Origin of the sequence: Citreicoccus inhibens, assembly GCF_019039035.1 — a bacterium.
Lineage (GTDB): Bacteria > Myxococcota > Myxococcia > Myxococcales > Myxococcaceae > Citreicoccus > Citreicoccus inhibens.
Genome location: NZ_JAHNZT010000004.1, coordinates 276,775 through 295,077, shown reverse-complemented (window position 1 = coordinate 295,077; position 18,303 = coordinate 276,775). Strand labels below are relative to the sequence as shown.

Here is an 18,303-nt window from a genome sequence, read left to right as displayed (position 1 = left end):
CCTCGCGGGCCTCATGCCCTTGAAGCGACTCGCGCTGCTCCTGGTCCCCGTCACCGCGGTGCTGGTGGCGATGGCTTGCTATTCGGACCCCGTGTACCCGGGCAACCAGGTGGTGGGCTCGTTCCGCTTCGAGGCGAAGCTGGACCCGGGCCGCACCACCTGCGACGCGGGCTCGCCAGACTTCGCGCAGATTGACGACGCCGGGACGTTCCGCTTCGAGGGGACGTTCTCGCGCGACACCGATGCGGGCACGGGCTTCTTCACGGTGCAGGGCTTCACGCGCGACGCGGGCTTCGAGGGCCAGCTCGCCATGTCCACGCACCGCGCCTCCGCGCCGCGCGCATCCTGTGGCACGGGCTGCGAGGACTCGCAGATTGAAGAGGCGCTCAACGTGCTGCTCTTGAGCGACAGCCAGACGCGCGGCATCGAGGGCGACTGCGCCCGCCTGGACGGAGGCACGCCCACGGGCACGCCCCCAGGGCCCAAGGAAGGCGGCTACGACGCGACGCTCGCGTGCGGCACGTTGCGAGACGTCTTCCTGCCGGGCTCGGGCCCCAAGTGCAACTGCCAGCCCTCCACCTGCACCACCGTCTACACGGTCCGAGGAGAGCGAACGTACTGAGCCATGGCCCAGCCCCTGCCCGCAGCGCCGTCCCCCGACGAGCGGCAGTCCGCTGAGCCCACCGCGCGCCTCCCCGGCGCGGAGTCTCCCGCTCCCGCCTCCTTGCGTCTGCCCTTCCTGGAGGGGCTGCGCGGTCTCGCCGCGCTCTACGTGCTGAACCACCACATGCTGCAGACGGTGGGCTGGACACCGCCCACCCCCGGCGTGAGCGCGCCGTGGCGGCACCTCGTGGACCTGTTCGTGCGAGGCCACTCGGCGGTCGTCGTCTTCATCGTCCTGTCGGGCTACTGCTTGATGTTGCCCGTGGTGCGCTCGCGGCGACGTGAGATGTCGGGAGGGTGGCGCACGTACCTGCGCCGCCGCGCTCGCCGCATCCTGCCGCCGTACTACGCGGCCTTCGCATTCTCGCTCCTGTGCGTGCTGCCCTCGTTCCTGCTGGGACGCGAGAGCGGTCGGCACAGCTTCTCACCGGGCAACCTGGTCTCGCACCTGACACTGGTGCACAACCTGTTTCCCGAGTGGGTCTACGCCACCAACGGCCCGCTCTGGAGCATCGCCACGGAGTGGCAGATCTACTTCTTCTTCCCCTTCCTCCTGCTGCCCGCGTGGCGGAGATGGGGCGGGGCGGCGGCCATCGGCGTGGGAACGGCGGTGGGCTGCGCGCTGACCTGGGCCTTCCCGAGCATCCACTCGGCGGCGCCCTGGTTCATCGGCCTGTTCGCGCTCGGCATGGTGGCCGCGGCCATCAACTTCCCCGAGCACGAGTCGCCCTCCTGGGCGCGCGTGCCGTGGGTCTGGCTCGCGGTTGGGTTCGGGGTGGGCGCCGAGGTGCTCGTCTATGTCTGTCCCCAGCTCAACTGGTACGCCCCGCCCGGCGTGGAGCGCAGCCCGTTCCATTGGGTGAGCGACTTCGTCCTCGCGCTCGGCACGGCTTGTCTCGTGGTGCACTGCACTCGCGCGACGACGCACGGCGAGGGCACGGCGAGTCGCTGGGTGCGCGCGCTCACGCCGCGGGGGCTGGTGGCCCTGGGGGGCTTCTCGTACAGCCTGTATCTGGTGCACGTGCCGCTGTTGATTCGAGTGGAGCAGGTGGGCCGGGCGCTCGGCCTGTCGTCCGGTGGGTTGTATGCGTTTCTAGCGCTCGTGGGGACACCGCTCATCGTGGTCGCCAGCCGGATGTTTCACCGGTACTTCGAGCGGCCCTTCCTGGGGGCGGGCCCGGTGGCCTCATCCAGTCGGGCGGGCTGAAGCGCGCGTCGTGTAACGTGCGCCGCGACGAAGCACGGAGGAACTGATGACGAAGCGCGCGGTGGTGCTCCTGTCCGGGGGCCTGGATTCGACGACGTGTCTGGCGATGGCGAAGGCGGCGGGCTTCGAGCCCGTGTGTCTGGGCATCGCGTATGGACAGCGTCACTCGGTGGAGTTGGAGCGGGCCCGCAAGGTGGCCCAGGTGATGGGCGTGACGGACGTCCGAGTGGTGACGGTGGACTTGCGCCAGATTGGTGGCTCGGCGCTCACAGCGGACATCCCGGTGCCCAAGGACCGCTCGGACGGCGAGATGTCGCACGAGATTCCGGTGACGTACGTGCCGGCGCGCAACGCGCTGTTCCTCTCCATGGCGCTGGGGCTGGCGGAGGTGGTGGGCGCCACGGACATCTACATCGGCGTCAACGCGGTGGACTACAGCGGCTATCCGGACTGCCGCCCCGAGTTCATCCGCTCCTTCGAGTCCATGGCGAACCTGGCCACCAAGGCGGGCGTGGAGGGCGCGCGCTTCACCGTGCACGCGCCGCTGTCGGGTCTGACGAAGGCGCAGATCATCCAGGAGGGCGTGCGGCTGGGCGTGGACTACGGCCTGACCCACTCCTGCTACGACCCGGACACGAAGGGCCGCGCGTGTGGCCGCTGTGACAGCTGCCTGCTGCGCAAGAAGGGCTTCGAGGAGGCCGGAGTCCCGGACCCCACGCCGTACACGGACGGAGTCTGAGCATGCGCGCCGCATCGGGATGGCTGGTGGTGGCAGGGCTGAGTCTGGGAAGCGGAGCGCTCGCGCAAGCGCCTCAGCGAGCAGCGAGCCCCCCGGCGCCGGATGCGAGCATCGCGCCGCTGGTGGACGCGACGACGGTGGTGGAGGACCTGGTGTTGGACCTCCGCTACGCGACGCCCGACAACTTCCTGAATCGCAAGGTGTATCCCGACGGCGCGCGGTGTCTGTTGTTGCCAGACGCCGCGCGCCGGCTGAAGCAGGCGGCGGACGCGCTGCGGCCGAAAGGCTATCGGCTGAAGGTCTATGATTGTTATCGGCCGCGCGCGGTGCAGTGGGAGATGTGGAAGATCATGCCCAAGCCTGGATATGTGGCGGACCCGCGCAAGGGCTCCAATCACAACCGAGGCGCGGCGGTGGACCTGACGCTGGTGACACGGGAGGGGGGCGAGGTGGAGATGCCGACCCCGTTCGACAGCTTCAGCCCGGCGGCGCACCAGGGCTACACAGGAGGGACGCCCGCGTCCCGAGCGCACCGCGCCATTCTCCTCGAGGCGATGACGGGGACGGGCTTCACGCCGAACAAGATGGAGTGGTGGCACTTCGACCTGCCCGGCGCCACGAAGCTCCCGGTCCAGGACGTGCCGTTCACGTCACCGAAGCCCTGAGGCCGTCGGGCGGCGTCGCAATGAAGGCCAGGGCGGCGCAAGCGAAGGGCTCCCGCTGCTCCCCGAAGATGGGGCAATGGCCGCTCCCTGGAACGACCCACAGGCGGGACGCCGGAATCGCGCGGTACATCTCCATCGACAGCTCCACGGGATAGAGCGGATCCCGGTCGCCCTGGACGAGCAGCGTCGGCGCGCGCACCGTGCCCAGCAGGGGCGGGGTGAAGTTCATGTCGTCAACGCTGTTCGCGAAGCCGCGCGCGTGGCGCCAGAGCGCTCGGATCTGCGCGTCGCCGTGAACGTGCTTGGAGCGCATCTCCGCCCACTCCGCTTCGGAGCGTGACTCCTCCGTGAAGGTGGCCATGAGCTGGCGCGCCTGCGCGGGGTAGTACGGCGTGCTGGACACGAGCACCATGCGCTCGACGCGGCCGGGAGCGAGCGTCGCCACATGCAGCAGCGTGTTGCCGCCCAGGCTCATCCCCATGGCGCGACACCGCTCGATCCCCAGCGAGTCCAGCAGCGCCAGGACATCCACCGCGCACTGGCGCATGGTGAAGTTGTCCGAGGGGTTGAGGCTGCGACCATGGCCGCGCAGGTCCGGAACGATCAGCCGGTATTGGCGGCCCAGCGCGTCCAAATCAAAGACATGGGCCCAGTCCGCGCCCACGCCGGTGAAGCCATGAAGCAGCAACAGCGGAGGGCCTTCGCCCATCACCGTGAAGTGCAGGCGCAGCCCGTCGAGCAGCGGGGGCCGCGAGTCTCTCGTTGCGTCCATTGGCGTGTCTCCTGGATGAGACCGGAGGAGCCCGGTCGCACGCAGAAGTACGGAACGCACGCGCAAGTTGATAGCTTCGTTCTTTCCTGCAAAGCTGCCACGCGGCATCACGGCATGGAAGATTCGCCGAGGCGCGGCCCAAAGACAGACGCTGAGTGGAGCACGCTGTGATGTCGCGAGAGTCCGCGGCGGCACCTGGGCGCGGCGCGTCCATGCTGCGGACGCTCACTCCCCGACGTCCGGTCCCATCATGATGAAACGATGATGAAGTGACGATGTCCTCGTGAGGCACGGGCGAGGTGAGTCTGCGAATGATGCGACATCACCTGCACCGAGGTGTTCGTCCTGAAGCTCCGCATGTGCATCCGTTGGAGTGGTCCGCGACTGAGGGCGGCGGCTCCATGCGGTGTCGTGCCGAGCTGCTGTCTGGATGAATGGCGAGTACCGAGGGAACGGTGGTCAGTGACGAGCTGAAGCAGTCGCTCGTTGGGGCTCTGTGCGTGTTCTCCCAGTCCTTGGAGGGGAGCGGCGCACGGAGGCGAATGCGAAGCAGGTGGACGTCATCACGGAGTCGCCGAGGGGGCGATCACTCCGTGAGGGAGGGGCGAGGGGGCTTCAAGGCATTCGTCAGGTCGGCGTTGGGTCTGAGGCCCAACTGGGTGCGGCGCAGAGACGTGGCGCCGCCCTGGTTGGGCCTCAGGTTGATGTGGCCCGGATGCTCAAGCCACTCCGCGTCCTCAATATCTTCGGAAGGTCGTGCTCTGGGCATCCAAGCCCGTCGCTCGTATGGGTGTGCCCCTCGAGACGTATCCGGGTGTGGGAAAGGTCTTGGTGCCTCGTGAGCTGAACAGCGGCAAGTTGCAGGGGATATGTCGCTCTTTTCATGTAGGAAATGAGTGTGATTGGGCCAATGGCGTGAAGGTCGCAGCTACCTCCGGGGGTGGCTCGAGGTGGCCCATTGCGAGCGCGGAGAGAGCGTTCGTCCTCTCGGGTGCAGTCGCTACTGCGCCTCCCACGCACTACTGGATTGGCGACGGCCCATGCTGCCCATTGGGCTCAACCGCCCAAGAGGTGCGTGGGGTCCGCATCATCACGACGCACCCTGCTTCTGATTCCGCCCCCTACGCCGACTGCCTTTCCCTTTCAGGCCCTGCGCCGCTGATTCTTGAGTTCCTCTCGTGGCGACGTCGCGGCTGGGACGCCACTCCGTAGCCGTCGAACTGGATGAACGGTACCGTGGGGTCTTCATGGAGAGACGACGCGCGCGGAGGTTTGGATGCTCCCTATGTCACCGACGTTCACCTATCGGCGACTGGAGCGCGAACTGAGGCCCGTGCTCCGGTACGGCGGGACATCGGTCGAGTGGGTGGACGCGGACGGCAAGAGCGACTTCACCCTCTCCGCTGCCGACCTGTGGGCCGCGCGCGACTGAGCGCGAGCCCCGACCGATTCGAGGGACGCCGCCCGAGCGCTGAGAGCCCGGGTCGCGCGTTCAGAGCTGCGGCACTGCTCGGCTGCACGCCTGGAGCGGGCTGTCTTCGTCCGCGCCCACATCATCGATGCCACCCGTGATGAAACGATGATGAAGTGGAGAGGTGCACATGCGGTTTGCTGTGGGCGTGACCGGGATGATGCCCTCCTCCCGGCTCGCTGAGGTTGCCCCGATGAGGTTCGTGTTTCGAAGTGCCCTGTGTGCGTGGCTCTTGCTCTTCGTCTCGCCCGCCTGGGCTGAGGGCGAGGCGGGTCGGGCCGCGTCATGCGTCCTGCTGGGGAAGGTCCGTAGCGAGTTGAACCCGAACGGGGAGCCGGGCGTCGTCATTGTCGCGACTTCGCCCAGCACGGTGAGCGCCCAGACCGTGGTGACGAACGCCAAGGGCGACTATCGAATCCCTCAGCTGCCGCCGGGGGCCTACTCCCTCCGCTTGGAGAAGGAGGGCTTCGCGGTGGCGGAGCGAACGGGCGTGGACCTGCGAGCGGGCCGCGTCGTCCGAGTCGACATCGCGCTGACGCCCATCCCCGCAACGTCCCCACGTGCCGAGGCCCCCACGGAGGACGTGGGTGCTGTGCGCGGCCAGGGGGTGGATGTGGACCAGGATCTCATCAATCGAATCGCCGTGGTTCGAGTCCCTCGGAGCGGGTCGCATGGGCAGAGCGATGGGATGCTGGCCGAGGATTGGCTCTCGGGGCTGAGTCCGAGCGACCCTGGTTACGGGATCAATGGAAAGGGGCCTCTCCTTCCTCCGCCTGCCTGGAACCCCGACCGTCGGTTCGAGGGCCTCATCGGGGTGAACACTGCGACGGACAGTGACGGCCCTCAGGGCAGCAACAGCAGTCGTGACGCCGCGCCGGATTGGGCCGTGCCGCTCATGCCGGTGGTGATTCCGGATGGCACGCCGCAGACCGTGTTCCGTGCGCCGCGTCCCAGCGAACCCGCGGCCAGTCACTCCGAGCCGGTGTCTGCGCCCCCGCCCTTGAGTGACATGTACTTCAAGGGCTACGGCGTGAATCCCACCGTGGACACGGAGGAGCAGCGCTTCTCCACCTTCTCGGTGGATACTGATACGGCGTCGTACTCGCTCACCCGCGCCTATCTCGAGCGGTCCGCGCTCCCCGACGAGCGCGCCGTGCGGGTCGAGGAGTTCGTCAACGCGTTCGAGTATGGCTATGTCAACGGAGGGGATGTGCCGTTCACGGTGAGCGTGGAGGGCTTTCCGTCTCCCGCGCGCTTTGGCTACCGGGTCCTTCGCATCGGCGTGAAGGCGCCGGAGGTCCGCGCCGCGGAGCGCAAGCCGAGCCATCTGGTCTTCGTCATCGATGTCTCGGGGTCCATGGATGGCAGCGAGCGACTGGGGCTCGTGAAGCGCGCGCTGCACTTGCTGGTGGACGCGCTCGACGCGCGCGACCGGATCTCCATCGTCGCGTATGGAAGTGAGGCGCGGGAGGTCCTCGCGCCCACGGCCGCCACCGAGAAGCAGCCGCTGCACGCCGCCATCAACTCGGTGTCCATTGGTGGCTCCACCAACGCTCAGGCGGGCCTGGAGCTGGGCTATGCCCTGGCGGCGCGCAACCGGGTGGAGGGCGGCATCAACCGCATCATCCTCTGCTCGGACGGCGTGGCGAACAACGGCGTCACCGACGCGGATGGCATCTGGGCTCGCGTGAAGGACCAGGCGGCCCAGGGCATCACGCTCTCCACGGTGGGCTTCGGCATGGGCCACTACAACGACGTCCTGATGGAGCGCCTGGCCCAGGTGGGGGAGGGCAACTACGCCTACGTGGACCGGCTGGAGGAGGCGCGGCGCATCTTCGTGCAGAACCTCACGGGCATGCTCCAGGTCGTGGCCAAGGATGTGAAGTTCCAGGTGGAGTTCGACCGCTCGGTCGTGTCTCGCTACCGCTTGATTGGTTATGAGAACCGGGCCCTGACGCGGCAGGAGTTCACCGACGACAAGGTGGATGCCGGCGAGGTGGGGGCGGGCCATGAAGTGACCGCCCTCTACGAGGTGCAGCTCCGCACGCCCTCCCTGCCGCTGGGGAAGTTCCGCATTCGCTTCAAGGCGCCAGATGGCGGCTCCTCGAAGCCACTGGAGGTCCAGCTCCCGGCCGAGGCCATGCGGTCCTCATATGAAAGCGCCGCTCCCGTGACACGTCTGGCCTACGTGGCGGCGGCGTTCGCCGAGAAGCTGCGCGGTTCGTACTGGATTCGCCCGCTGACCTATGACCGCCTCATCGTGCTCTGGGAGGGATTGGGCCCCGCCTTGAAGGATCGCCCTGACGTGAAGACGCTGGGGGCGCTCATCCGGACCACCCGCTCGCTCGACAAGCGCGACGACCGCTTCGAGTCCATCGTCCCCGTTCGCGGAATGGACTTCGACCGCGCCCCCCGCATCAAGTAGGTCTCCCTCCGCATGACTCGCCGGCTGTTGCCCACCCTGATCGCCCTCGTGCTCGGCCTCGCCGGGCTCGGGGTGGGTTTGTGGAGTCTCGAGCGCATCTTCATCGCCGAGCGCGACGACGCCCGCGCGGCGCTGCGCTCCCAGCGCGAGGCCCTGGAGCAGTATGCCCGTGCGTCGCTGCGACAGTCCTTGCGGCGGGAGCTGGAGGGCGTTCGGCACTCGCTGGAGGCCGCGCGGTGGGAGCCGCTGCTGCCCGCCGCCGGGCTCTATCTGCGAGAGCACGACGAGCAGCTCCTCCCACGGCTCGCGCGCTTCAATCCGTCCAAGGCCACGCCCGCTCAAGAGCGCTACGCGCGGCTGCGCGCTGGCACGGAGGTGACGAAGGCCGGAGAGGGGCCCTGGGCCGAGCGCCTCGCGTTGATGAAGAGCGTGGAGCGCACGCTGGCGGCGAAGGGCCGGACCGCGGCGACGATGCAGGCCCTGGGCGCGCTCTTCTTCCACCGCACGCACTACATGCTGGCCTCCTGGCGGGACCTGCCCTCGCTCCTGCTCGTGGTGGAGCGCGTGGCTGCCCAGGGAGACCTGCTGCCAGATGTGATGCGGGCGCTGGTGCGAGAGGGCTGGCGCGGGGGGCCGGGCTCGGTGGGGATGGAGGGCTTGCAGCGCTTGTTGTTGCTCAAGCGCTCACGGCTCACGGCGGCGGACTTCCAGTTCCTCCGCGAGCGCATCACCACGCTGTCGATGCGCCTGGGCATCCCCGCGGAGGACTTCGAGGCGCGCGCGCAAGAACTCGCGACCGCGCCCCTGGACCTGCCGGAGCACATTGACGGGCCCGTCCTGGCGCGGTCCGGTTGGTACCTGGAGCCGGACCGAGGCGCCATCGTGCGAGGCGTCACGGTGAACGTGCCCGCCCACTTGGAAGCCCTCACGCGCGAGATGCGCGAGCGAGGGCTCTTGAGCGAGGACGGGACGGTGACGCTGCCCGGGGATGAGCCCGTGCTGCTGCTCGCGTCGCTGCCCGTCTCCGTCGAGTCACCCTTGTGGGCTCGCGGTGAGGCGGCCCTGGCGCGGCGTCATGCCTTGAAGTCGTTCATGGTGGGGATGTGCGCGGTGCTCGCGTTCGTCATCGCGGGCCTGGCCTTCCTGGCGCAGCACCGGAAGCACCGCTTCCTCGAGCTCAAGAGCGACTTCGTGGCCACGGTCTCGCACGAGCTGCGCACGCCGCTCGCCTCCATCCGCTTGCTCGCGGAGACGCTGGAGTGGCGAGTCGCGGAGGGCGCGGGCGCCAGGGATTACCCCGCGCGAATCATCCGCGAGGCGGACGGCCTGGGCTTCCTGGTGGAGAACCTGCTGTCCTTCAATCGCATCGACAAGGGGCGCTGGACGCCGAAGCTCGCCCCGGTGCGGTGGGACGAGTTGCTCGCGGGGCTGCGCCAGGACCTGGAGGGCTGGACCCAGGTGCCGGTGTCCCTGTCCGTGGAGGTGGGCGACCACGGGCTGCACGGCGACGCGCAGCTGCTGCGCTTGCTCCTGGCGAACCTGGGTCGCAATGCCTGTCTTTACAACAACCGCGACCCCGTCATCCTGCGCGTGGAAGTGTTTCCGGGAGGCCGCCTGCGGTTCTCGGACAATGGCGTGGGCATCCCCGAGTCCGAGTGGGAGCACGTCTTCGACGAGTTCCGTCGCTTGCCTTCCGTGGGCCGGCGAGAGGTGCCGGGCAGCGGCCTGGGGCTCTCGCTCTGTCGCCGCATCGCCGCGCTGCACGGTGGCTCGCTGCGGGTCGCCGCATCGAGCCCCGAGGGCACCACCTTCGAGCTGAGTTTTCCGGAGCGCTGACATGAATGCATCAACCCTCGCCATCCTCGTCGTCGAGGATGATCCGAATCTGCGGCTCGCGCTGCGCGACAACCTGGAGCACCAGGGGGGCTATGTCGTGGAGGAGGCGACGTCGGTGCGCGAGGCCCGCGAACAGCTGTCCCGGCGCCCCTTCCAGCTCATCCTCCTGGACGTGATGCTCCCGGATGGGGATGGCTATTCGCTGTGCCGCGCCCTGCGGGACGAGGGGGAGACGGTGCCTGTGATGATGCTCACCGCGCGAACGCTGGAGGATGACGTGGTGCGCGGCTTCGAGTCCGGCGCGCAGGATTACCTGGGCAAGCCCTACCGTCTGCGCGAGCTGTTGGCGCGCGTGGGGGCGCTGGTGCGCCGGGCGGGAGGCGCGCAGGCGAAGACGGTCCGGTTCGCGGGCTACACGCTGGACCTCGCCGGGCGTCGGGTGGAGCACCCCTCGGGCGAGCCCATCGAGCTGACGCGCAAGGAGTTCGACCTGCTGGCCTTCTTCATCCGCGAGCGGGAGCGCGCGCTGCGCCGCGATGAAATCCTCGACGCGGTGTGGGGCGCGGACGTGGTGGTGGACCCTCACACCGTGGACAACTTCGTCTCCAGCCTGAAGCGTAAGCTGCGATGGAACAGCGCGTCGCGCTTCTGTCTTCAGACGGTGCGAGGCGTGGGCTATCGGTTGGAGGTCGAGGGCGAGGCCGTCGCGCCGGCGTGAAACCCCGGGCGCGGGGTGCGTGGCGCGAGGCGGCCTGCTATCTCAGGGGCCATGTCCAACACGCTCCTGGAGCACGCCGCCACCGACATGGGCCATGAGGACACGCTGCTGTCCTCGGGCTCCACCCATGAGGCACCGCTGGGCACGCCGTCCGGGGCGCCGCGCAACACGGTGTTGCCCCGCGTGGAGTGGAAGGGCGCGCAGCCCGCGGTGGTCCCCTTCGCGCGCGAGCGCTTCGAGGAGGTCCGTCCCCTGGGCCAAGGAGGCATGGGCGAGGTGGTCCTGCTCCAGGACCACGACATCGATCGACAGGTGGCGCTCAAGCGCATGCACCCCGGCGCGGACATGGACCGGGTGCTGCGCTTCGTGGAGGAGATTCGCATCGTCGGCCAGCTCGATCACCCGAACATCGTCCCGTTGCACGACGTGGGCGTGGATGAGCGCGGCCGGTACTTCTTCGTGATGAAGCACCTGGAGGGCGAGACGCTCGAATCCATCATCGCGCGGCTGCGCCGAGGCGACCCGGATGCCCACGCGCGCTTCCCGTACACGATGCGGATGCAAATCTTCCTCGGCGTCCTCAACGCCGTCTCCTACGCGCACCGCAAGGGCTTCATCCACCGGGACCTCAAGCCAGCGAACATCATGGTGGGCCCGTTCGGTGAAGTGACGGTGCTCGATTGGGGGCTCGCGCGGCGCGTGCGCTCGGGTTCCGAGTCCGCGCCCCCGCCGCTCCCCGTGGCCATGCGCCATGCCGCCCCACCGGCCCTGCCCAGTCCGGAGACCACGTCGCCGCACACACAGCAGGGCACCGTGATGGGCACGCCGCTGTACATGTCTCCTGAGCAGGCGCGGGGAAGCCACGCGACGATGGATGTGCGCAGTGACATCTACAGCCTCAGCGTGGTGTTCCACGAGTTCCTCTGCCTGCGCCATTACTTGGAGGGCCGCAAGACCCTGGAGGACATCTTCAAGGGCGTGGAGTCAGTGCTGCCCTCGATGCAGGACCTGCATCGCACGACGAACCAGCCGCCCGTGCCGGCCGAGCTGGCGTGGTTCGTGATGAAGGGCTTCTACAAGGACCCCGCGCAGCGCTACGGCTCGGTGGAGGAGATGGTGACGTCACTCCAGGGTGTGCTGGACGGGCGCATCCAGGTGCACTGCCAGCGCACGCTCCTCAAGAACGGCCTGCATCGCATGCTGAGGGTGGTGGATGCGCACCCGGTGCTCGTGGTCCTCGTCACCGGCGCGCTGTTCTCGCTGGGGCTGGCCTCCGCGGTGAATCTGGGCATGTCGCTGTTCACCGCGCTGTTCCGCTGACGTTCCCGGCGGAAGAGGTGAGCCCTGGCGCGACGCCAGGGCTCGGGGCTTCGACTAGCAGTTGTTCCCGCTCGGGCACTTGCACGAGCCAGACTTCACCTGCGACGAGCGGACCTTCTCCGCGTCCGTGCGGTTGCTGAAGTGACCCATACACTGGTCCGTGCCACGCTGGTCCTTCATCTTCGCGTGGTCGCGCGTGTCGATTTCACACTCGCCATTGGACGTCTTGTAGACGTGATAGCTGTCATTGGCCAGGGCGGGAGTCGCCATCAGGAACATCGCACCCAGGATCGCCTTCGTCATCGTCTTCATCGCGTGTGTCCTCCCTCGTTGCGAGACAGCCCCGGGGGCACACCGACTCCCCGGGACCCGCGCAATCAAACCCGTTCGCGTGTTTGTTTCAAGTAGGAGCCGTCAATCACACGCACCGGGTGGGGACGCCGCGTGGCTTCACCCCGTCTGAGAGGCGCTGGAGGTCCCCAGCGAGACTTCCCGCAGCAACGTCGCGGTCTCCTCGGGCCGAGCGCTGCGCGCGATGTCCGCCAGCGCCACCATTCCGCACACCGCGCCGTCATCGTCCAGCACCACCATGCGCCGCACCTGCGCGGCCTCCATCAACTCCAGACACTGGGCCACGGTCGTGTCCCCGAACACCGTGGCCGCGTTCGGCGTCATGGCGTCGTTCACGGTCAGCGCCGCCGGGTCTCGTCCCTGGGCCACCACGCGGCAGGTGATGTCCCGATCGGTGATGACGCCCACCGGCAGCCCGTCGCTGTCCACCACGGGCAGCGCGCCACAGTCGCCCTCGACCATCCATTGCGCCGCCTGACGCATGCTCGTGTCCGGCATGCAGGTGACGGGATCTCGGGTCATGATGTCCTCGACCTTCATGGGACGCCTCCGGGCATGGGTGGACACGGCTCGCCTCACCCAACGTGGGGTGCCAGGACTCGCTCCCCCAGACGCATCGCTGCGAGCGGCGGCGCCCTCGCCCGGAGAGCAGGGGAGGGGACGGGCCTGTGTGCCCTGGATGCGGGCCAGGCGGTGCGCACGCTTGGGGCATGCACATCCGGAACGTGACGGAAGAGTCCTCGTGGTTCGACGTCTTGCTGACGGGCAAGCGCTCGCAGGCCGCCGTGATGCGGTTGGATCCCGGCGGCGCCAGCAGCCCCGCGCCCTTGGCCAATGAGGGAAGCGACCAGGTCCTCCTCGTGCTCGAGGGACTGGTGGAGGTAGAGCTGCAGGGGGAGACCCGCCTGATGCGGCGCGGAGACCTGCTCCTCATCCCCGCTGGCGAGGCGCTGCGTGTCCTCAACGCGGGGGATGTCGAGGCGGTGACGTTCAACGTGTACGGTCCACCGGCCTACCCCACGACCGAGCAGGTCGAGTCGCTCGCCACCTCGCCGTCACACTAGCCACGTCGTGAGAACGTGAGACGCCGTAACATCGCGATTTCTCGCGTCTTCATGCGTGCTTGGTGCACCCGTCAACACCGGACTATGCTCCCCGCGGTCCCGCGACCTCGCGTCGCGTCATGGATTTCCCGAGGGGATGATGAGCGCCGAACCGGCAGTCGCCGCCACCCTGTCCGAAGCCGCCCGCGAAATCGTGGACGTGGGGCGCTTCCTCAGCGTGAGGAACTTCGTACCCGCCACCAGTGGCAACTTCTCCCGCCGCCTGGATTCACGCACCGCGGCCGTCACGCGCTCCGGGGTGGACAAGGGCGAGCTGACCGAGTCGGACGTGCTGGTGGCGGACATCCACGCCCCGCCGCCCAAGGGCTCGTCGGCGGAGACGCCGCTGCACCTGCAAATCTATCGCGAGCGCCCCGAGGCCCAGGCGGTGCTGCACACGCACTCGGTGATGTCCGCGCTGCTCTCCTCGATGCTGGAGGCCGAGGGTGAAATCAAGCTGAGCAACTTCGAGCTGCTCAAGGCCCTGGGCAACACGCGCACCCACGAGACGACGGTCCGCATTCCCATCTTTCCGAACGACCAGGACATCCCTCGGCTCGCGGACAAGGTGACCGCGGTGCTGGCGCAGCGCGCGGACCTGGTGGCGTATCTCATCGCGGGACATGGCCTGTATGCCTGGGGCCGCGACATGGCCGAGGCGCGCCGCCACACGGTGGCGCTGGAGCATCTGCTGACCTACGAACTCGAGAAGATGAAGGTGCGTCGATGAGCAGCCTCACCATCTATCAGGAGTCCTCCCCCAAGCCGCTGGGTGTCTTCACCGAGACGCAAGACATCGGGCGCGAGCTGAAGTCCATTGGTGTCCGCTTCCGCCGCGTGGATGCCTCCGTCGCGCTGCCGGACGGCGCGGGCCAGGACGAGGTGCTCGCGGCCTACCGGAGCGTCGTGGACGCGGAGAAGGCGGAGCACGGCTACAACACGGTGGACGTGGTGCGCATCAAGCCGGACGCGCCCAACGCGGCGCAGGCGCGCCAGAAGTTCCTCTCCGAGCACACCCACACCGAGGACGAGTCCCGCATCATGGTGGAGGGCAGCGGCTGCTTCTACCTGCACGCGGCGGACAAGGTGTTCCAGGTGGTGTGCACGCGCGGCGACCTCATCAGCGTCCCCGAGGGCATGCGCCACTGGTTCGACATGGGGCCTCAGCCCCTGTTCGCGGCCATCCGTTTCTTCATCCGGCCGGATGGCTGGGTGGGGAACTTCACGGGCAACGCCATCGCGGACCTCTTTCCCAAGTACGAGCCGTGAGCGACCTGCGCGCCATCGTCACGGACATCGAGGGCACGACCAGCTCCATCTCCTTCGTGAAGGACGTGCTGTTCCCTCATGCGCGTCGCCACCTGGCGGCCTATGTGGCCGCGCACCGGAGCGAGCCCGAGGTCCGCGCGTGTCTGGACTCCGCGCGCACGCTGGCGGGGGGCGCTCCGAGCGATGACGCCGTCGTGGCGTTGCTGCTCCAGTGGCTGGACGAGGACCGCAAGGTCACCCCGCTCAAGACGCTCCAGGGCCTCATCTGGGCGGCGGGCTACGCGAGCGGCGAGTTGCACGGCCACGTCTACGCGGACGCAGCGGCGGGGCTGCGTCAGTGGCATCAGCGCGGGCTGCGGCTGTATGTCTATTCCTCGGGGAGCGTGGCCGCGCAGAAACTCATCTACGGCTACAGCACGCAGGGGGACCTGACGCCGCTGTTCTCCGGCTACTTCGACACCACCACCGGCCCGAAGCAGGAGTCACCCTCCTACACGCGCATCGCGCAGGCGGTGGGGTTGCCTCCCGGGGAGCTCCTCTTCCTGTCGGACAACGTGGCGGAGCTGGACGCCGCGAAGAGCGCGGGCCTGCGCACCGCGTGTCTGGACCGAGGCGAGGTGGTGATTCGGCCCGGCCATGGCCACCCGGCCTACCCCAGTTTCGAGCAACTCGACCCATGGGCTCTCAGGGCCTGAACTCCTCACTTTCCGTACCGGAGCGCGCATCCCCATGTCGAATCCCTCCACGCCCGTCCTCGGCATCATCGGTGGCAGCGGCCTGTATCAGATTGACGGAATGACGGACGTGAGCTGGCGCCGCGTCGCGTCTCCCTTTGGCGACGCCTCGGACGAGCTGTGCTTCGGGAAGATCGCCGGGAACCCGGTGGTGTTCCTGCCTCGCCATGGCCGCGGGCACCGCATCCCGCCCTCGGAGCTGAACTACCGGGCGAACATCGACGCGCTCAAGCGCGCCGGGGTGACGGACGTCCTGTCCATCTCCGCGGTGGGCAGCCTGCGCGAGGACCTGCCGCCGGGAACCTTCGTGGTGGTGGACCAGTTCGTGGACCGCACCTTCGCGCGGGTGAAGAGCTTCTTCGGCACCGGGCTGGTGGCGCACGTGTCCATGGCGAAGCCGGTGTGCGCGCGCCTGGGGGACGCGGTGATGGCCGCGTGTGAGGGATTGGACCTCAAGGTGGTGCGCGGCGGCACGTACCTGGTGATGGAGGGGCCGCAGTTCTCCACGCTGGCGGAGAGCAAGCTCTACCGGAGCTGGGGCTGCGACGTGATTGGCATGACGAACATGCCGGAGGCCAAGCTCGCCCGAGAGGCGGAGCTTTGCTACGCGAGCGTCTCCATGGTCACTGACTTCGACTGCTGGCACCCGGGCCATGACGCCGTCACGGTGGACCAGGTGGTGGCGGTGCTGCTGGGGAACGCGGGCAAGGCGCGCGGGCTGGTGAAGAACGTGGCGCCGCTGCTGGGTGCGCACCAGGGGCCGTGCCGGCACGGCTGCCAGACGGCGCTGGACCACGCGCTCATCACCGCCCCGGAGGCGCGTGACCCCGCGGTGCTCCAGAAGCTGTCCGCCGTGGCGGGTCGGGTCCTGAAGCAATAGTCCGCCGGTCGGTGGGGCAAGGCCATACATGCGGAGAGGCCTTTCACGAACGTGAGAGGCCTCGCAGAATGGCCGGCATGAACGCCTACGAGCTGACCGTCCCGATGTTCCTCCGCACGCTGTCCCAGGTGCACGTCTGGTTGGACCGCGCTGTGGCGCTGTCTGAGCAGAAGAAGTTCAACGTCCAGGTCCTGCTGAACGCGCGGCTCGCGCCGGACCAGTTCGCCTTCATCCGCCAGGTTCAAATCCTGAGTGACATCGCCAAGGGGACGTCCGGGCTTCTCGCGGGGGTGACGCCGCCTCGCTATGAGGACACCGAGACGACGCTGGACGATCTGCGCGCGCGGCTGAACAAGACGCGGGACTGGTTGCTCACGCTCAAGCCCGAGCAGTTCGAGGGCGCGGCGGCGCGGACCGTGCCGCTGAGCTTCATGCCCGGCAAGGGGATGAAGAGCATGGACTACCTGACCCAGATGTCCCTGCCGAACTTCTTCTTCCACGCCACCACGGCCTACTCCATCCTGCGCCACAACGGCGTGGACCTGGGCAAGGCCCAGTATCTCGGAGAGCTGAAGACCCACGACCTCTGAGCCGAGGCCCACGAAGGCGCGGTGGTCGACAGGGGACGCACCCTCGCGCGGAGGGGCGTCCCTTTCTTCGTGGCCGCGCACCTTGCCGGGCATGGCGGGTGCGGACGCATGGCGCCGCGCAACGTCGCGCGGCACCTGGAGACGGCCGCGCGCGGAGGTTCCGGGGGGAATCGGCACGGCGTCAGGGCGGGCCCTTCTTGGGGCGGCGGCCCCTTCCTCCCGAGGGCGCTTGAGGTGCATCCGAGGTGGTCTTCCCGACGTGTCGCATGCCGGGATGGACACCCGGGGTGAGGCCCTGGTGTTCAGCGATGCGCAGGAGCAGGGCGCGCAGCTGGCCGCGCTCCCGCTCGTCGAGCGCCGCGCAGAGGGCCTCGTCGTGGGCGCGCGCGATGCGGCCGACGGACTCCAGGGTCTGCCGGCCTCGCGGGCTCAGGTGGAGTTCATAGAGGCGCCGGTCCTCGGGGTTGTCGCGCCGCTCGACGAGCCCGCGGCCTTCCAGTTCATCCACGAGCACGACCATGCGACTGGGGAGGATGGACAGGCGCTTGGCCAGGGCGTGCTGACTGGAGCCCGCGCCGTTCCCGATGGCGCGCAGGATTCCGACCTGCGGCGGAGAGAGGCCGGTGGGACCCAGGTGTTCGGCGAACCGGGAGGCCGCATGGGCGCCAAGCTGCGCGAGCAGGAACGCGGTCGACCCGCCTTCTCGGCCCGGGGCCGGCCGCGCCTCTTCATCTTTCTTCATGAATCGAATCTAGCGTGTCCATATGGTTTGAGTGATGAATCGTTCACTGGGTGAACGATATGAGAGAGAACAATCAAGAGGCGCAGCTGGTGGTGGTGAAGCACCCGGGGCCGCCGTTGGTGATGGTGGGCTCCATCTTCGCGGCCTTGTTCGTCGCGAGCCTGGGCTTGTCGCTCGCCATCGCGAAGGGGACGCCGTTCCCCTCTCCGTTCCAGCTCGAGGAACTCTCGCTGGCGTACTTCACGGCGAACGGGGTCGCGGTGCGGACGAGCGCGTTCTTGCAGTTCTGCGCGTCGGTGCCGCTGGGCATCTTCACGGCGACGGTGGTGAGTCGGCTGCGCTTCCTTGGGGTGAACGTGGCGGGGACGACCATCGCGCTGTACGGCGGGTTCCTGGCGTCGTTCTGGATGGGGGCCTCGGCGTTGGCGCAGTGGGTGTTGTCGGAGCCGGGCATCGCGGCGTCGCCAGCCGTGGTGCGAGCGTTCCACGTGCTCGCGTTCTTGACGGGAGGCCCGGGCTACGCGGTGGGGATTGGCCTGCTCATCGCGGGCGTGGCGGTCTCGGCGGGGCTGCACGGACTGCTGTCGCGGACGTTGATGGTGATGGGGCTCGTGGTGGCGTCCCTGGCGGAGCTGTCCGCGCTCTCGCTGGTTCTCCCCGCCGCGGCCTATCTGCTGCCCCTGGCGCGCTTCCCTGCCTTTGTCTGGCTCATCCGAACGGGCTCCGCGCTCCCAAAGGGGCGCGCGGTGTCGTCGAACGCGTAGGCACTCCGCGCGAGCGTCGTGAACGGACAGAGGGCCCCATTCAGCCGGCGGCGG

20 protein-coding genes are annotated in these 18,303 nt (G+C 68.5%); 16 read left to right on the top strand and 4 right to left on the bottom strand.

Annotated elements, in window-relative coordinates; translation table 11 throughout:
* The first annotated feature begins 13 nt into the window (after window positions 1-13).
* The 4 genes from KRR26_RS07760 to ddpX are packed head-to-tail and all read left to right on the top strand — an operon-like array spanning window position 14 to window position 3,274.
* Window positions 14-622: a hypothetical protein gene (locus KRR26_RS07760; RefSeq protein WP_217079497.1), complete on the top strand. Its 609-nt coding sequence runs from the start codon at window positions 14-16 to the stop codon at window positions 620-622.
* Between the two features lie 3 nt (window positions 623-625).
* Window positions 626-1,870 carry an acyltransferase family protein gene (locus KRR26_RS07755; RefSeq protein ID WP_217079496.1) on the top strand — a complete coding sequence of 415 codons (1,245 nt, stop codon included), beginning with the start codon at window positions 626-628 and terminating at the stop codon, window positions 1,868-1,870.
* A gap of 46 nt (window positions 1,871-1,916) precedes the next feature.
* Complete coding sequence (queC, locus tag KRR26_RS07750) at window positions 1,917-2,609, top strand: 7-cyano-7-deazaguanine synthase QueC (protein ID WP_120205828.1); 693 nt, start codon at window positions 1,917-1,919, stop codon at window positions 2,607-2,609.
* A gap of 2 nt (window positions 2,610-2,611) precedes the next feature.
* Complete coding sequence (ddpX, locus tag KRR26_RS07745; protein WP_120205829.1) at window positions 2,612-3,274, top strand: D-alanyl-D-alanine dipeptidase; 663 nt, start codon at window positions 2,612-2,614, stop codon at window positions 3,272-3,274.
* On the opposite strand, the gene KRR26_RS07740 is transcribed toward ddpX, so the two are convergent.
* The gene (locus KRR26_RS07740) at window positions 3,255-4,046 is read right to left on the bottom strand and encodes an alpha/beta fold hydrolase (RefSeq protein ID WP_217079495.1); all 792 of its coding nucleotides are present in this window, start codon (window positions 4,044-4,046) and stop codon (window positions 3,255-3,257) included. The two genes, ddpX and KRR26_RS07740, sit on opposite strands and share 20 nt — an antisense overlap.
* 1,285 nt (window positions 4,047-5,331) lie before the next feature.
* On the opposite strand from KRR26_RS07740, the gene KRR26_RS07735 reads away from it, so the two are divergent.
* The 5 genes from KRR26_RS07735 to KRR26_RS07715 all read left to right on the top strand — a co-directional run bounded on the left by KRR26_RS07735 (window position 5,332) and on the right by KRR26_RS07715 (window position 11,816).
* A complete protein-coding gene (locus KRR26_RS07735) occupies window positions 5,332-5,478 on the top strand; it encodes a hypothetical protein (protein ID WP_158611453.1) in 147 nt (48 codons plus the stop codon).
* A gap of 241 nt (window positions 5,479-5,719) precedes the next feature.
* Window positions 5,720-7,942, top strand: a complete 2,223-nt coding sequence (locus tag KRR26_RS07730) for a YfbK domain-containing protein (RefSeq protein ID WP_217079494.1) — start codon at window positions 5,720-5,722, stop codon at window positions 7,940-7,942.
* Window positions 7,943-7,954: 12 nt separating this feature from the next.
* Window positions 7,955-9,778 carry a sensor histidine kinase gene (locus KRR26_RS07725; RefSeq protein ID WP_120205834.1) on the top strand — a complete coding sequence of 608 codons (1,824 nt, stop codon included), beginning with the start codon at window positions 7,955-7,957 and terminating at the stop codon, window positions 9,776-9,778.
* Window position 9,779: 1 nt separating this feature from the next.
* Window positions 9,780-10,496, top strand: a complete 717-nt coding sequence (locus KRR26_RS07720) for a response regulator transcription factor (protein WP_120205836.1) — start codon at window positions 9,780-9,782, stop codon at window positions 10,494-10,496.
* A 51-nt stretch (window positions 10,497-10,547) separates the two neighbouring features.
* Entirely contained in the window at window positions 10,548-11,816 is a 1,269-nt protein-coding gene (locus KRR26_RS07715; protein ID WP_217079493.1) for a serine/threonine-protein kinase, read from the top strand.
* A gap of 54 nt (window positions 11,817-11,870) precedes the next feature.
* On the opposite strand, the gene KRR26_RS07710 is transcribed toward KRR26_RS07715, so the two are convergent.
* Window positions 11,871-12,128, bottom strand: coding sequence for a hypothetical protein (locus KRR26_RS07710; RefSeq protein ID WP_120205840.1), 258 nt, complete (start codon window positions 12,126-12,128; stop codon window positions 11,871-11,873).
* A gap of 138 nt (window positions 12,129-12,266) precedes the next feature.
* Entirely contained in the window at window positions 12,267-12,707 is a 441-nt protein-coding gene (locus KRR26_RS07705) for a CBS domain-containing protein (protein WP_120205842.1), read from the bottom strand.
* Window positions 12,708-12,877: 170 nt separating this feature from the next.
* Here KRR26_RS07705 and KRR26_RS07700 point away from each other — a divergent pair, with 170 nt between their 5' ends.
* The 6 genes from KRR26_RS07700 to KRR26_RS07675 all read left to right on the top strand — a co-directional run bounded on the left by KRR26_RS07700 (window position 12,878) and on the right by KRR26_RS07675 (window position 16,743).
* Window positions 12,878-13,231 carry a cupin domain-containing protein gene (locus KRR26_RS07700; protein WP_120205844.1) on the top strand — a complete coding sequence of 118 codons (354 nt, stop codon included), beginning with the start codon at window positions 12,878-12,880 and terminating at the stop codon, window positions 13,229-13,231.
* 136 nt (window positions 13,232-13,367) lie between these two features.
* Window positions 13,368-14,000 carry a methylthioribulose 1-phosphate dehydratase gene (locus KRR26_RS07695; protein WP_236068375.1) on the top strand — a complete coding sequence of 211 codons (633 nt, stop codon included), beginning with the start codon at window positions 13,368-13,370 and terminating at the stop codon, window positions 13,998-14,000.
* Window positions 13,997-14,539 (top strand): 1,2-dihydroxy-3-keto-5-methylthiopentene dioxygenase, encoded by a 543-nt coding sequence (locus tag KRR26_RS07690; protein ID WP_120205846.1) that lies wholly within the window; start codon window positions 13,997-13,999, stop codon window positions 14,537-14,539. Before KRR26_RS07695 ends, KRR26_RS07690 begins: the two co-directional genes overlap by 4 nt.
* Window positions 14,536-15,234 carry an acireductone synthase gene (gene mtnC / locus KRR26_RS07685; protein WP_217079492.1) on the top strand — a complete coding sequence of 233 codons (699 nt, stop codon included), beginning with the start codon at window positions 14,536-14,538 and terminating at the stop codon, window positions 15,232-15,234. Before KRR26_RS07690 ends, mtnC begins: the two co-directional genes overlap by 4 nt.
* Before the next feature lie 34 nt (window positions 15,235-15,268).
* Window positions 15,269-16,153, top strand: a complete 885-nt coding sequence (locus KRR26_RS07680; RefSeq protein WP_120205850.1) for an S-methyl-5'-thioadenosine phosphorylase — start codon at window positions 15,269-15,271, stop codon at window positions 16,151-16,153.
* 68 nt (window positions 16,154-16,221) lie between these two features.
* A complete protein-coding gene (locus KRR26_RS07675) occupies window positions 16,222-16,743 on the top strand; it encodes a DUF1993 domain-containing protein (protein WP_199723769.1) in 522 nt (173 codons plus the stop codon).
* Between the two features lie 181 nt (window positions 16,744-16,924).
* Here KRR26_RS07675 and KRR26_RS07670 read toward each other — a convergent pair whose 3' ends face one another.
* Entirely contained in the window at window positions 16,925-17,485 is a 561-nt protein-coding gene (locus KRR26_RS07670) for a MarR family winged helix-turn-helix transcriptional regulator (protein WP_120205851.1), read from the bottom strand.
* A gap of 50 nt (window positions 17,486-17,535) precedes the next feature.
* On the opposite strand from KRR26_RS07670, the gene KRR26_RS07665 reads away from it, so the two are divergent.
* Window positions 17,536-18,249 (top strand): hypothetical protein, encoded by a 714-nt coding sequence (locus KRR26_RS07665; RefSeq protein ID WP_217079491.1) that lies wholly within the window; start codon window positions 17,536-17,538, stop codon window positions 18,247-18,249.
* Window positions 18,250-18,303 lie beyond the last annotated feature (54 nt).

Bases quoted from the DNA above. Each gene is read 5' to 3' on its own strand.
- KRR26_RS07690 (WP_120205846.1), top strand. From the start codon at position 13,997: ATGAGCAGCCTCACCATCTATCAGGAGTCCTCCCCCAAGCCGCTGGGT.
- KRR26_RS07760 (WP_217079497.1), top strand. From the start codon at position 14: ATGCCCTTGAAGCGACTCGCGCTGCTCCTGGTCCCCGTCACCGCGGTG.
- KRR26_RS07670 (WP_120205851.1), bottom strand. From the start codon at position 17,485: ATGAAGAAAGATGAAGAGGCGCGGCCGGCCCCGGGCCGAGAAGGCGGG.
- KRR26_RS07700 (WP_120205844.1), top strand. From the start codon at position 12,878: ATGCACATCCGGAACGTGACGGAAGAGTCCTCGTGGTTCGACGTCTTG.
- KRR26_RS07680 (WP_120205850.1), top strand. From the start codon at position 15,269: ATGTCGAATCCCTCCACGCCCGTCCTCGGCATCATCGGTGGCAGCGGC.
- KRR26_RS07675 (WP_199723769.1), top strand. From the start codon at position 16,222: ATGGCCGGCATGAACGCCTACGAGCTGACCGTCCCGATGTTCCTCCGC.
- KRR26_RS07715 (WP_217079493.1), top strand. From the start codon at position 10,548: ATGTCCAACACGCTCCTGGAGCACGCCGCCACCGACATGGGCCATGAG.
- KRR26_RS07705 (WP_120205842.1), bottom strand. From the start codon at position 12,707: ATGAAGGTCGAGGACATCATGACCCGAGATCCCGTCACCTGCATGCCG.
- ddpX (WP_120205829.1), top strand. From the start codon at position 2,612: ATGCGCGCCGCATCGGGATGGCTGGTGGTGGCAGGGCTGAGTCTGGGA.
- KRR26_RS07720 (WP_120205836.1), top strand. From the start codon at position 9,780: ATGAATGCATCAACCCTCGCCATCCTCGTCGTCGAGGATGATCCGAAT.
- KRR26_RS07755 (WP_217079496.1), top strand. From the start codon at position 626: ATGGCCCAGCCCCTGCCCGCAGCGCCGTCCCCCGACGAGCGGCAGTCC.
- KRR26_RS07695 (WP_236068375.1), top strand. From the start codon at position 13,368: ATGATGAGCGCCGAACCGGCAGTCGCCGCCACCCTGTCCGAAGCCGCC.
- KRR26_RS07710 (WP_120205840.1), bottom strand. From the start codon at position 12,128: ATGAAGACGATGACGAAGGCGATCCTGGGTGCGATGTTCCTGATGGCG.
- KRR26_RS07735 (WP_158611453.1), top strand. From the start codon at position 5,332: ATGTCACCGACGTTCACCTATCGGCGACTGGAGCGCGAACTGAGGCCC.
- KRR26_RS07740 (WP_217079495.1), bottom strand. From the start codon at position 4,046: ATGGACGCAACGAGAGACTCGCGGCCCCCGCTGCTCGACGGGCTGCGC.
- queC (WP_120205828.1), top strand. From the start codon at position 1,917: ATGACGAAGCGCGCGGTGGTGCTCCTGTCCGGGGGCCTGGATTCGACG.
- KRR26_RS07725 (WP_120205834.1), top strand. From the start codon at position 7,955: ATGACTCGCCGGCTGTTGCCCACCCTGATCGCCCTCGTGCTCGGCCTC.